The sequence below is a fragment of the Nostoc sp. PCC 9305 genome (assembly GCF_963920915.1).
GTDB lineage: Bacteria > Cyanobacteriota > Cyanobacteriia > Cyanobacteriales > Nostocaceae > Nostoc.
Genome location: NZ_CAWUDN010000163.1, coordinates 1 through 12,291 on the forward strand (window position 1 = coordinate 1; position 12,291 = coordinate 12,291).

Annotated in this window: 11 protein-coding genes; 3 read left to right on the forward strand and 8 right to left on the reverse strand. The window is 41.5% G+C overall.

The annotated features are described in order from the left end of the window. Nucleotides 1-47 precede the first annotated feature (47 nt). The 4 genes from ACM0OX_RS33335 to ACM0OX_RS33350 all read right to left on the reverse strand — a co-directional run bounded on the left by ACM0OX_RS33335 (nt 48) and on the right by ACM0OX_RS33350 (nt 5,120). On the reverse strand, nt 48-620 hold the full coding sequence (locus ACM0OX_RS33335; protein ID WP_414519220.1) for an ABC transporter substrate-binding protein: 573 nt from the start codon (nt 618-620) through the stop codon (nt 48-50). Between the two features lie 250 nt (nt 621-870). Further along, a complete protein-coding gene (locus tag ACM0OX_RS33340; protein ID WP_414519222.1) occupies nt 871-1,200 on the reverse strand; it encodes a 4Fe-4S binding protein in 330 nt (109 codons plus the stop codon). Further along, complete coding sequence (locus ACM0OX_RS33345) at nt 1,197-2,831, reverse strand: FAD-dependent oxidoreductase (RefSeq protein WP_414519238.1); 1,635 nt, start codon at nt 2,829-2,831, stop codon at nt 1,197-1,199. Before ACM0OX_RS33345 ends, ACM0OX_RS33340 begins: the two co-directional genes overlap by 4 nt. 474 nt (nt 2,832-3,305) lie before the next feature. Continuing rightward, the gene (locus ACM0OX_RS33350; protein WP_414519224.1) at nt 3,306-5,120 is read right to left on the reverse strand and encodes an iron uptake porin; all 1,815 of its coding nucleotides are present in this window, start codon (nt 5,118-5,120) and stop codon (nt 3,306-3,308) included. A 542-nt stretch (nt 5,121-5,662) separates the two neighbouring features. Between ACM0OX_RS33350 and ACM0OX_RS33355 the strand changes: the two genes are divergently transcribed. Continuing rightward, nucleotides 5,663-5,887, forward strand: a complete 225-nt coding sequence (locus ACM0OX_RS33355) for a hypothetical protein (RefSeq protein ID WP_414519225.1) — start codon at nt 5,663-5,665, stop codon at nt 5,885-5,887. Here the strand turns inward: ACM0OX_RS33355 and ACM0OX_RS33360 are convergent. The 3 genes from ACM0OX_RS33360 to ACM0OX_RS33370 form a co-directional block, all read right to left on the reverse strand. Further along, nucleotides 5,870-6,040, reverse strand: coding sequence for a hypothetical protein (locus ACM0OX_RS33360; protein ID WP_414519227.1), 171 nt, complete (start codon nt 6,038-6,040; stop codon nt 5,870-5,872). The two genes, ACM0OX_RS33355 and ACM0OX_RS33360, sit on opposite strands and share 18 nt — an antisense overlap. Before the next feature lie 265 nt (nt 6,041-6,305). After that, nucleotides 6,306-9,356, reverse strand: coding sequence for a TIM-barrel domain-containing protein (locus ACM0OX_RS33365; RefSeq protein WP_414519229.1), 3,051 nt, complete (start codon nt 9,354-9,356; stop codon nt 6,306-6,308). Between the two features lie 281 nt (nt 9,357-9,637). Then, entirely contained in the window at nt 9,638-10,396 is a 759-nt protein-coding gene (locus ACM0OX_RS33370; protein ID WP_414519231.1) for a hypothetical protein, read from the reverse strand. A 487-nt stretch (nt 10,397-10,883) separates the two neighbouring features. On the opposite strand from ACM0OX_RS33370, the gene ACM0OX_RS33375 reads away from it, so the two are divergent. Both ACM0OX_RS33375 and ACM0OX_RS33380 read left to right on the forward strand, forming a co-directional pair. Next, nucleotides 10,884-11,258, forward strand: coding sequence for a helix-turn-helix domain-containing protein (locus ACM0OX_RS33375; protein WP_414519233.1), 375 nt, complete (start codon nt 10,884-10,886; stop codon nt 11,256-11,258). Then, nucleotides 11,258-11,800, forward strand: coding sequence for a transposase family protein (locus ACM0OX_RS33380; RefSeq protein WP_414519235.1), 543 nt, complete (start codon nt 11,258-11,260; stop codon nt 11,798-11,800). The genes ACM0OX_RS33375 and ACM0OX_RS33380 overlap by 1 nt, the downstream gene beginning before the upstream one ends. A 246-nt stretch (nt 11,801-12,046) precedes the next feature. Here ACM0OX_RS33380 and ACM0OX_RS33385 read toward each other — a convergent pair. Then, nucleotides 12,047-12,291 (reverse strand): hypothetical protein (locus ACM0OX_RS33385; protein WP_414519237.1); only part of this gene is annotated, 245 nt, incomplete at its 5' end.

The following is a 12,291-nucleotide window of genomic DNA, read 5'->3' on the forward strand; positions in this document are numbered from 1 at the left end:
TCTCCGTATTTATTTATCTTTACATAGTTTGGTTTTTCCACGCCGTTCTACTTAGTCATCAAGTGAACAACTTTTACATCCTTGGCAATTTTAGCTTCAGCTAATAGACCCAGCAGGTATCGATGCATATAAGAGCCTTTTTGAGTAGCTATTTTTTGACCCTTAAGTTCGGCAAGCGATCGCGCACCATTCTTTTTCGCTACTAACCAGGCGGTTGTATTAAATTGGCTAATCCGCAACAGTCGGGTTTCTTGACCCCTAGCTTTCAAAACTATGGCTGGTGTATCGCCTAAAGAACCAACATCTAATTGTCCGGCGACAAGCGCCTCATTTAGATCCGGCCCGTTAGGAAATCTTGCAAAAGTAATGTTTTTAAATCCTGCTTTTTGCAACTCACGATTTAAAATTCCTTTTTTCTTTGCCCAACCAAGTGCCCCTGTAGGTTCTGAACTACCTACATAACCTATTCGTAGGGTAGAAATATTATTAGATGCAGCGACAGCTTTATTGACATTAACAGCCTCAATGGATTGAGCAGATTTAGTTTCGCCTTGGCTACACGCTGTAGTTAGTAGCAGTAAGACACAAGCCACTGAGGTTGATAATCTCGTACTAGACATAAGGTATCTAGGGCGTGTTTCCAAACCTCTCGTTAAGCAACCTCGTCTTTGAAGATCCCCCCAACCCCCCTTAAAAAGGGGGGCTTTAAGAATTTCTTTTCCCCCCTTAAAAAGGGGGGTTAGGGGGGATCTTCGAGTTTGAAAACAGTCACTAGACTCAAAATACCTAATTTTTATAGGACTACGTTCTGCTTCCTGCTTCTTGCTTCCTGCCTTCTTTAATGCCAGCATGACTTTTTTCTCCGCTGCACTATTTCATCTGCTTGAGAATTTGGAATGTTTGATCGGCTTTTGCTGTTGATGTACGTTTATGTCCCCAACCGATGTTTTCCCGATAACTACCCAGTAGCCCAACTTCTGCCAATTCTGCCTCATTGACTGAAGTTGTCATATCACTTTCTGGTGCTACATAAAGAGCATCAACTGGACAATACAATTCGCACATATAACAGGTTTGACAGTCACTCTGTCGGGCAATGGTTGGCGGCGCATCAGCTACACGGTCAAACACGTTGGTTGGACAAATATTCACGCAGATATTACATTTTATGCACCGCGATTCGCTGACCAACTCAATCACACTGCTGCTCCTATTTTAGATAAAGGCTTTTCTGTATTTAGCGGCTGACTCTTCACCCAGACTCGATCTAATCCGCCACTAATCAAGTGATGTTGCTGGTTAGCATCAAGTTCTGGATAGTCTAGATGTCTGTGCATCCCACGAGTTTCTTTACGTTCAATGGCACTGCTGTACATCCACCGCGCTGTAGCTACCATTGCCGCAGCTTCTCGCGCTTTGGGAAGCTCTTTCTCTGATGTTACCTGGCTACTGCGGAGTTCTTGCCAAAGATGATTTAGCTTACCCAAAGACTCGGTTAAGCCTTGTTCTGTACGGAAATAGTTCTTTTCGTAAGGGAATACTTCAGCTTGGACTGCTTGAATAATTTCATCAGTTGCTAAAGAGCGATGCCTTCGGCGGCAAGCTACGCTCCCACTTTCTAATCCTACCTCTCCAACACCCTTAACTTGTCGTTGAGTTTTATGTTCTCCCAAACTGCGGCTATATTCAGCAGCCGATTTCCCCGACCAATAGCCAGAAGATATTGCCCAAGCTGCATTATGGCTACCACCGCCAGTAAATCCGCCACAAATTAGTTCGCGTGTAGCGGCATCTCCAGCCGCATAAAGTCCCCATACAGAACTGGCACAACTCTCATCGACAATCCGAATCCCCCCCGTACCGCGCACAGTTCCCTCTAGGCGCAGGGTTACAGGGAAACGTTGGGTAAATGGATCGATGCCTGCACGATCGAAGGGTAAAAAGAAGTTGGGCTGTGCTAAACGCATAGATGCCCGCATCGATTCCGCCGCTTTGTCTATGATGGCGTAAACAGGTTGTTGCAGTAATGTCTGAGCAATGATTGAACGTCTATGAGAACTTGCCCCCGGAATCACAGTACCGTCTTCGTAGGTGAAAGTTGCCCAATTATAAAACAGGGTTTTGGTAACTGAAGAAAAGGCGGGAGAGATGCCATAAGCATTGGAGAATTCCATACCCGACATCTCGGCTCCTGCTTCTGCCGCCATTAGATAACCATCCCCCGTCAGGACGTTGCATCCTAACGCTTTACTGAGAAATGCACAGCCACCAGTTGCAATAATTGTGGACTGCGATCGCACTATCCATTTCTCACTAGTCTGACGGTTCACACCTGTTGCACCGGCAACAGCACCATCGTCATCAACCAGTAATTCTAAGGCGGGGCTGTTGTCTAAAATCTTGACTCCAGCGCGTTGAATTTGCCGCCGCATCAGCCGCATATACTCAGGCCCTTGCAGCGATCGCCGGTAGGGTTTACCTTCATCGTCGGTAGGGAAGGGATAACCCCACTCTGCTAACTGATTGACGTTGATATAGGTCTGATTCAGTACCCGATCCATCCAATTGCGATCGGATAAAAACCCACCCAATGATTCCCGACTCGCCTTTGCTGTTTCCCGTGCTTCTGGATCGGGTGGCACGTACCAAACACCATTTCCAGATGCAGCAGCGCATCCAGTCGTACCACAATACCCTTTGTCTACGAGGACAACTCTAGCTCCACTTGATGCAGCACTCCATGCCGCCCAAGTTCCAGCTGGCCCGCCTCCAATCACAAGCACATCTGCTTCTAAGTCGAATTCAAAATCGATTGTTAACGTCTTAAGCATCAAGTCTTCACCCCATCCATGCTGCACAATAAATATTTAAAAATCTAGAAATTGTAATCCCTTAATACAGGTTCTCACTAGCTCTGATATTGCACAAATACATTAATTTGATCGATAAACCGTAGTTTGCAACATAATAAAGTCTTTCACAGTTTTCGGCAAAAAGCAAGTATTTTACCAAACAACTTCAAACGTAACTTTATGTAAAATCAACTGAGTTATCTTTCTCAACAGCTTGCTCTGTAACGTCTTTTGTGTAGTTGTCCAATTTTGGTTCACAAAATACTTAAATTCGATAAGTTTACAGTAGTTAAATAAATTTTTCTAAACAGTTTTGTCTAGATAGAAAATACGCGAAATTGGATTGGGCTTTGTCTTGCGGCACTAACATTGGCTCCCTTAAGACTCAAGAATCCCCGGACTTTTGATTAAACGAATGTAAAAATTTTTATTCAGTCCGGGGAGTGTCAAAGGTTAAAACCTAAAGACAGTACGAACCCAAGCAAATAAACTATCAGGATTGCTGGAATCTGAGTTCGGTGCAGTAATCCAGATCAAACCCGGTGTCACCTCAATATTATCTCCGATTCTATATTGGTAGAATGCCTCAACGTGTAGGGAAGTATCTTTGTCTGCTTGGCCCGCACCCGCTCCCAAATCTACACCCCTACTGAGACTAATCATTTTTGGTTCCATACCAACTAAAACCCCCCCTAGAGCACCTTCACTAAAAAGATCCGGGAATGCCAGTCCTACCGCCCAATCCATAGCTTCGCCATCTCCGCGCCCCAAATAGCGGTGTGCTGCATAACTTACCCAAGCATTGACTGCAAACTTGGGATTAACTTGATAAAACGCCTGTAGACCATAAAGGTTGCCCACTGTTGAGGCTCCAGCCACGGTGCTGTTTACTAGGTTACTCCCGACTGCTGGGCCGAAATTTGTTCCACTAAAACCTAGAGTATTTGGTGGGCTATAGGTATTGACGTAAGTTGCCGCCACCCGAAAATTCCGATTAGAAGAGTAGTATATTAACTGTGCTAAAGCTAAATATCTGCCTGTAAATAAGCCGTTATTAGTTGTGGGATTACCACCGTTTGGTGCGCTGTACGCTAGCCCTAATTGAACCTGTTTGCCCAATCCCTGGAGTACAGCAATTCCAGGGCCGCTATCTCCATAGTTATAGACCAAAGATCGCCGTGAAAATCGTGAAATCCCATTAGCACCAGTTGCAGAAGACGATTCAAAATATGGGTTAATAGGGCCAGAAAGACCTATCTCACTAGCTCCATCAGACAAGGGATAAATGTTGACTTGGGTATTTGGAAAAGGTAGAAACCGATAGCGAACACCACTGAGAATAAGAGTGTTGCGTGCAAAAGTAATACTGGAGTTATCAGCAGTTCTCCCCTCATAAGTTCCCAATAATCCAGCTCTTGTTTGTCCCAGTGATTCAATATTTCCACCTCCTATTGTTATACCTAGTGAATCTTTTCCGTTAAAACTGGTGTTTAACCGTAAAGAAGTTGAGCCTTGAAGTGTGACATTGTTAGGTGCTGGTCTCTTGGTGACGACATTATTACCCGCCAGAAGTTCGCTAGCAACAATTTGGACTCGACCTATAAGTTTGGTTGTGGTTGTAAACTTCGTTGCTTCTAACTTCGCAGTTCGCGTTTCCAAGCTATCTACACGTCCCCGAAGTTGAGCGAGTTCTGGAGAAAATTGTTCTTGTAATTTTTTGATGGTATCCAAGTCTTCGCGCTTGACTAAATCTGTTGTCGAAGTCGCTATTAGTTCATTGAGGCGATCTAAAGCTGTATTCAACCCAGCGGCAAATTCATAACGCGTTAGGGAGCGATCGCCTTTAAATGTACCATCTGTATATCCTGCAATTACACCGTAGCGCTCAACTAAAGACTGTAATGCTTGAAATGCCCAATCTGTCGGCTTAATATCTGATAGTTGCGAGACGGATGTAACTTGCCCTGCTGCATTATTTGGAGCTTTTTGCTTCGTTGGCGGTGTAGCTTGCAACAATTGTGATACAGGTATCACTCGATCTTGGAGATCGTTTGGAGCTTTTTTAAGAGTGACTGGTGCAATTGAAGTGTCTACTGTTTGATTGACAACTGCTTCTGGAGCTTTGTTCTTTTCTACTTCAATAGTAGATACATCAGATTTAGGTAATTCAGCCTGACTTTTAGCTGGATGAAAAACCAGTATAGCTAGAATATCTAGCACCGAAAGCAGGAACACTATGGATCTATAATTCCAGCGAAATTTCGACATGACTCCTTAACTCCTCAACCTTAAAGATGAATAAATTAGCCCTTCATTAAACAGAAAAGACAATATAAATCGTTGTTCTAATGTTTATAGCTAACGATTAGAACATCGATTTACCAAAGCTTTAGCTGCTGAAAAAAGCGCAAAATTCTGATAAAGATCGAAACCACTACTAAGTAGTTGAATGTACAATCCCAAATTCGCAGTCAGCTAGGAATTATGACGCTTAAAATAAGCCTAAAAACGTCTGGAATTAGACAATAACGGACTTAGCAAAGACTTCTCTACTTTTAAGGGAAACTCAACCACACACTAGAGACATTCTAAAGTCCATTTTTTAGTTATGCTGTACAAAGTTCATCAATGGCTACTGACATTGACGAAAGCTTGATTTCGATTCAAGTGATTATTTGCCAATTAACATTAGTTGAAAACACTATTTTGTAATCAGCTATATTTTGACAGCATCAATCGTTACAGAAGTACGATAGTTCTATCGACTTACCGTATTTTGGTATAATTATCTTTGCATAGAGCTTGGTACAATGCAAGACCTAGTAATTTTCTATGAGGCGAAAATATGTCAAATTTCTTGGTTAAGTCAATTCCAGCAACTGCGATCGCGTCAGTTAAAGGTGGCAATGTTGGAGTTGGCATTGGTCTCAATGCTGGTAAGGGAGAATGTCGTCTTGAGTTACCAGTTCATTGTGCAAGCGGGTTTGGATTGTATCGGAGCAGGCTTGGCACAAGCTTTAAGTCAATTTCTGTAAGAATTCAGGAGTCAGAATAGTTAAAGAATCGTAAATTCTGACTTCTGACTCCTGGGTGCTGAATTCTTGCCAATTTCTGATGCTGCCGCTGCTAGGCGTTTCTGTAGGTATGACTTTTCTGTTTGTAATTGCGATCGCTTTTAGCTGCATCATGTTTCTTCAGACGAAAGCCGTGCAACAGTCGTTTTTTGTCGGCTGTTGCACGGCTTTTATAAAAACTCAAAAACCAAGTTTTTATGCAAATTTAGGCATTGTATTTTGCGGACTGTTAAGCTAAAACACATCTAAATTTGCAGATGAAAATTTTCTCAATATCTTGTGGGGTGGGCATCTTGCCCGCCCTGATTATGCAACTTGAATGCTGATTAGCTTATCAAAGACTTAACCTCACAATCTTGAAGTTTTGTAGGATCAGCCATTAGAAATAGTCTGCTGTGATGGTGATATCTGGGCTATTATCAAACACCTTCACAAAGCTGATATTGATGCTTTCGTTGTAGTACCAAGCATTCTGAGGCGAAGAGTTGAGATTAGAACTTCCTTGCACCTGTGGAATACTTTGTTCGGCGATCTTCACACTCTTCAAACAACCTGAAGCACCTTTAGTTTCAGATGGATCGTGCAATACTGCCACAAAGAAATAGGTTTCAAGCTTCGGCGTGTAACCATCATGGACGCGCTTTACATTAATTTCGCGAGTCTTTTGATCGGGGTAACGATGGGTAATCTCAGTCCGACGATATTCATCGTTCGCTTCTTCATCCCATCCAGAGTTCGGTGGCATCTTAAAAGCAGAAGAACGGCTCACACCATCATCTAAGAACATGGTATATTTACCACTCACACCTGGATAGACATTCAGAGTAATCGGATTGGGCTTACCTTCCTTATTCAGTTGTCCTACATATTGTTCCAATTCAATCGTCGGAATGATAGCACCCGCACGCACATAAATCGGCACAATGAAGTTAATGTGATCGCCTTCCAGATTAAGACTAGCATCAAAATCTCGGATAGTTGTTCCACCCTCAACAACACTCCCAAGGGGCATAGTATTGTTCATAAAACAGTACCAATCGCTGCCGTAGGGAACATAAACATCCCGCTTGCCGTAGTTTTTCTCAATTGATTGAGGTTCTTGGGGATCTAAAACCGGAGCAATCAACAGATCCTTACCCACAAAGAATTCATTGTCTAGGAAAGCTTCTTTGTCATTGTAGAGGGATTGATCGCCGGGATCGTTAATAAATAGGGGTCTGGATATCGGTAGTCCATTCAGCGAGTTTTCAAACATCCCATCGTAGAACAACTGCATCAGCCGATAGCGCAATTCAATGTAGTGCTTGCAAATCGGCAGTACCATCCGGTACAGATTTTGCGGTTCAGGCAGCTTGCCACTCTGATATTGGTTAAACCATTCTACATACATGAATGGTTCTTGAAACTCTTTACGCCCTTTGCGGACATAATGATTCCGGAACCAGGGCAAGAAAGCACCCGCCGCCGTCCAGCGAATCAGCAATTCTGGACTAGCCCATTTGCCTTCATCCACCGCTGAAGCTTCAAAACCGCCAATGTCCTGCCCATTTATAGCTAATCCGCACAAACCAAGGGACAGCACTTGGGAGACATTCATCTTTAGAAAATCCCAGTCCGAAGAGTTGTCACCATTCCACAATCCTGCATAGCGATGGACACCGCTAAAGCTACCGCGTCCAATGATAAAGTTCCGCTTGTTTTTTCTTTCGCTTAAGTTCGGGTATCTGGAATCTTTGATTTCGTGCAGACGGTTTAATCCCTGATACGTGGCTTTGTGAAGATTGTAAGAGTACAAATTCCACACCTCAATCGCTGGGGTTAATTTCGGCTCGGCATCAGAGTGGGAATTATCCGTCACTAATAAACGGAAAGGAAAGCCCTTCATATCCCCACGATAATCGCGGATAGCAGGTGTTGTCATATCCTGCCAAACCATTTCTAGCCCCATCGAATAGAGGTATTTATATTGGGTTCCCCACCAATCACGTACCTCTTGCCGACCCAAATCCGCGTAATGACCAGGAGTCCCTAGCTCATTACCGTTAGAATCGTTGCCGTAGTAAACCCCACCAATATAGGGTTCCCCACTATTGAAACCTTCAACATACCCATTATTGGGAGAGAATTGATGACCGCTACCGTAAAGCTGGTAAATTTTGCTATCAGGATTTCCGGGATCGTAACGTCTGTCCATGACGAAAAACCCTTTGTCCTTAGCCTCAGCGTAAGTTGAATAATTGGGGTCTAGTCGGCTAATCACTGGGGTGATATTGGTGCTGCATTTCACGCCCTGTTCTTTCAAGTTGTGAAACATTTCGTAGGGGTTGGGGAATTTCTCTGTATCAATCGTGAAGGTTTGGTAGTTCTTCTGGATATCTACATCGACATGCATACCATCAAGGGGAATTTGGTATTCCCGATGCTTGCGGACTGCCCATTCCACGATATCTTGACGTTCGTAGCCATAACAACCTTGTTGATATCCCAAGCAGTAACGGGGTTTCAAGCGCGGTCTGCCCACAATTTCGGTATAACTATCTAGGATGTTGGCAGGGTTATGTCCGATAAAAAAATAAAAGTCAAGATCCCCAAAGCGAGTCCCAATCATATAGCGACTGGAGTTGATATAACCGATGTCCACTAGGACTTGACCAGTATTATCAATAAAAACGCCAGTGACGCTATCGTGTTCGGGAACGCCATGAAATTCATAAAAGAACGGTTCTGAGTGGTAAAGAGGTTCTCGGGGGTCTAAAGGACCCCGATCGTAAACCTGCCGATACCGCATATTATCGAAGTTGAAATAGTTGACTTGTGCGGTATTTTTGCTCAGAGATTGCCCGCCTTGTTCGCCAAAGCCAACATATTTGGCGTTGGCTGGCTTATTCACTGCCTGGATAATGGCGTAATTATTATTTCCGTTAGGGGTATAGTAAATCGGAGTATCTGCCGTCTGCCAAACAATATACTCTTCATGGGGAGCAAACATATAGACCGTAATTGAAAATGGCTGATGATTGACAACCACTTTCATTTCTGGATTATTATCTACATTCTTCGTCACCAGTTCAATGCCGTTGCTGACATCTTTTATTACTTCAATTTCAAAATGTTCGTTATTATCGAGCAGTCTCGTCAAATCTTCAAAGTTGTTCAAAACTACTGAAGGACTATTTTTTGAAGAATAGTCCTCGGCAGTTTTTCCAGGATTGAAGCGCAACCGGAAAGTATCTTGCTGCGGGAACTGCATGAGTATACTGCATGGATTGCCATCACTCTTGCTAAAATTCAGCGTCAAAGTTTTTGAGTCTGCATCGAAGCCATGACTTTTGACTTCTAGAAGCTTCTCCCATTCTTTATACCTATCAAAATACTCTTCTACTTTGAGAAATTTGTAGGCCTCTTTTTCGGAAAAAATTACATTCGACATGATTATGCTCTGGTAGTACAAAATTGCCTGAATCGATCAGTGATTAAATTCATTCGCCATCAGATTTATCTAAATCTAAAGCGAATAAATTCCATTCTCGTTATTATTGAAGTAACTTGTTTGCAAGACTGACTGAGGTAGAGCTACCTTAACTTCCTACCCCGAACTCTCAAGATTAAGTAGTGCAATCTGTTGGAGCCAAGGACAAAGGATGTGACTGGTAATTAGCGATCGCAATATCAAAATTTAATTGGCAATCTCCCTCAATAAAGTTGCTGAGTTTAAGCTTTAGCCAATGGGTGATACTCTATTGCCATCCAAATACAATCTGTATCTGCGTAATATTGATGCCACGGATAAATGTATTTGCTGTTTTCTTCAACTTCACAAAATGGCACAACAGTTGTGAAGCCTGGACTCATCAACATGTCTTCATAGAGAGTGCCATAATCTTGAGCTTTGAACTTCTGCATTCTGCCAGTACCGAATATCTCTGTGTGGATTTCGATAAAGTCATGCTTGTTGTGTATGAAACAATTGGTGTGTGAGGGTGCAAACCATAAGTTGAGTTTAACGACAAAGCTTTGCTTTTCACTCGGTGTCTTTGCTTGCCTCGTCATGTAATACGGGTCGATCTCTACAATACCCGCGTCATCTTGTGGCGATTTCCATAGAGGTGTATTTTTGGGGTAGGGTAGTTCGCCAGTGTTGCCACCATTGGGAGAGTCTTCAATAGTATCGCCTAATAGAACCCAACCCTGTTCCAAAATAATATTCCCGATGTTGGTGGTGTCTTTTACCTCGATCAATATCAGTGCTTGAGCCTTCTTGATGGTTATGTCTTTGAGGATAGTTGAGGAGAAAGCAGGAATGATATTTCTAACGGGCTGACCAACTGAAACATCCCACATATGTGGGTTAACTACAATCGTTTCGTTCTTGATGTAATAATTGCTTACATCAACAAGGTATTTCGCATCTATGTGCGAACCGGAAAAGTTTAACTGCTTTTCCACGTTATGTATCAGCGTGCTTGTCATAATTTACTTTTCCTCTGCTCGACAAAATCTACTCACAGGAAACAAAGCAGTTGAGAGCATTCACTTACTCTTTGAATACAAAGTGTCGGTGGCACTTGCTCCACCTAAGCTAATTGATCGCATACCCCAGCGGGCATTACTTAAAATTCTCTTCAACACTTTATTAAATGTTGAATGCAAATACAAGGACAGTTAAGACAGTTAAGAAACATTTAATAAATTCTTAATAACTGCATAGTTGCTATGTATTAGCGCGTATTTTCAAACTTGCCCGAAAATATGAGCAAACAATAAGCTTTGATTTTACATTGACTCTGGCTTTTATCCTTAGTGCAACTTGCGCTTTTTTCAGTATTTATCCGTCTCATAGGTGCGGACTTTCCATTTTGTTTCGTAAAAAAAATTTTACAAATTATCTAATAGACATCTCCAAAATAGTAACATTCTGTGGTAAAAGAACATCAAGGAGCTTTTTTGACACAGAAACATGAGCGATATACTGAATCATATTGAAGAGAATCCTAAAAGAACAAAGCGGTTAATTGGTCTGGAGTATGAACAGTTACAACAATTAATTCAAAATGCAGAGCGATTACACCATGACAAACAAGAGTTATTAGAATCAAAAAAAATGAGAATTATTGCTGGTGGTGGAGGTCTTAAACCCAAATTATCGCTCAAAGAACAAATAATTTTAACGTTGGTTTATCTCAGGCATCTGACTACATTTGAGATTCTTGGTATCCAGTTTGGTGTGAGTGAGTCCACCGCAAATGATACATTTAACTATTGGTTGCCAATACTCAGAGAATTGCTACCATCCAGTTTAATTGAACAAGTAAAAAAAACGAATCTGACTTGATGGTAGTCAAAGAAATACTTACAGATTATGAATTAATTGTAGATAGCTATGAACAAGTAAGGGAAAGACCTGTGGATAATAAAGAACAAGAAAAATATTACTCTGGTAAGGCATGTAAACATACATTTAAAAGTCAGATAATTATCTTGCCAGATGCCAAGGATATTGTTGATGTTATAGCTGGCAAACCTGGGCCAAAAAGTGATATAACTTTGTTTCGAGAAAACCGCGATAACTTTGACCCCAAACAAAAATTTAAGGGAGATTTAGGATATCTTGGAGAAGATTTAATTGACACACCGATTAAAACACCAAGAAATGGAAAGTTAAAAATTGACCAGAAAAAAGAAAATAAGGAGTTTTCATGCAAGCGATTATTTGTTAAACATCGAATTCGTTCTGTAAAAATATTTCGAGTTGTTCAAGAAAGATTTCGCTTAAATCCTAAAAAGTATGAACAAGTAATTTTGACAATTTGTGGAGTAGTAAGATTACGAATTGGGGCACTTGTATTACCAGCAGAAATATACGCATTTACCTGAGAGAAAATGAATGCACATAGCCACGTTTTTTTTGTCGGATTATTAACAACAAATATCTCAAACTCCTATTCTCTCGTCGAAACTAGCTGATTGCTCTCACTGACGATCGCACCCTATAAGTTAGTCACAGAGATACTTGGGCAGTTTTCGGAGATGTCTAATTCACCACTACATCAAGACTCTGAAAGTACCTTCATAAATTGTGGAACTTATTTATTATTAGCCAACATCTTATCTAACATTCAATTATACAGTTAATTGAATGTCGTTACAATGATTTTTGAATGATTTTTTGTTATAAAAAAAACGTAAAAAATTAGTAATCTTGAACACATTATCTATAGAATGATGTATTTCACATTCTGAAACAGTATGCATACTCAAAATTTGGTTTCCGCAGGTAATTTTGCCAATAAGTAAAATTAAGGTTTCTCTCACAGGACTTACGCAACTGGCACAGGCGATCGCTAAAATATAGTGCTTTTGTACTA